The organism is Psychrobacter sp. 1U2 (genome assembly GCF_051847575.1).
Map to the genome: position 1 here is coordinate 1 of NZ_JBPYDC010000341.1, position 1,187 is coordinate 1,187.

The window sequence follows — 1,187 nt, forward strand, 5'->3', positions numbered from 1 at the left end:
TTACCGTAAGGGTTTATTAACTACTTTATTAAACTTTTCGCAGGGGATTGATTAGTAATGATGGCACAAAAGAAACAAGGCTTACGACTACTATTCAGCGAGACTAAGGCAATTAATATATCGTTACAGTTAATGCAAAAACAAACCGACTTTAGGCATTAAACATCTATTTTACAAAGCGTGAATGATAGAGGTATGCGAGCGGCGGCTGACAAAAACATATTGACGTAATATTTAGTTAAAATTCCTGATTCTGTTTAAGGTATTGTAACGCAATCTTAATAAAATATCATCAGAACTATGCGTCAAAATACAAACTCTTTGGTAAACCATACGGCTAACAACCTTTACTTATGGCTAAGTAAAAGGGTTGTAAAACGTTATATTTATGATAAAAATAGATGTAGCTCTAATCTGAAAGTAAAGAGTAACTAACCTAGTTACCCTATTGTTCAATAGTGTTAAATTTCATCATACATCTTTATTAATACTATTAACTTATCTGCCGCTAACCATATGATTTAACTTATGATACGCTTATAAAGTAGATATGTTAAGAACATTTTTTGAAGTTTATCAACGTTTTATCTTATGTAACTGTTTTGGCTTATTTAAAGCAACAACTTTTATATGACATGTAGTTATTCAAAGTCATCGGCGCTCATCATAACAAAAAACCTTAATATATCAATACAAAACATAAGGATTTTTCTTATAAGCTTCATAGAAGCTAAAACTGAGTGTGAAGCACTAAATTATGTTGATCAGCGACGGTCTTAAACAAACCTAACCATGCTAGCATTTGTTACAATTCAGAAAAATCTCATATTTTTGGGTTTTACTTATTATAAAATCACGCCATAATGACACGCAGCAATATTAGCAATGACATTAATCGTAATTTTTTAACGTAAACAGGATAATAATATGGCAGTTTTTTTGACGGATGCATGGTTTGAGCAGGTAGCGCAGTTAGGGAATGAAGCTGGTGAGTTGAATTTACCACCAGCATTGGCAGACATGGTTATCAATTTAAAAGTTTCTGATGCTGAGCAAGATATTGAAGCCAGTTTTTCAGACGGCTTACTTCATCAAGGTTTAAATGATAATGCTACTACTACGCTGCTACTTGATCGTGATACTTTACAATCTATCATCACAGATTCTGACATGAATGAGATTATGGG

At 32.4% G+C, this 1,187-nt stretch carries 1 protein-coding gene; it reads left to right on the forward strand.

Annotated elements, in window-relative coordinates; all coding sequences use genetic code 11:
* Positions 1–927: 927 nt before the first annotated feature.
* The coding region (locus ACS8FD_RS15645) for an SCP-2 sterol transfer family protein (protein ID WP_439276526.1) at positions 928–1,187 on the forward strand (260 nt) is incomplete at its 3' end.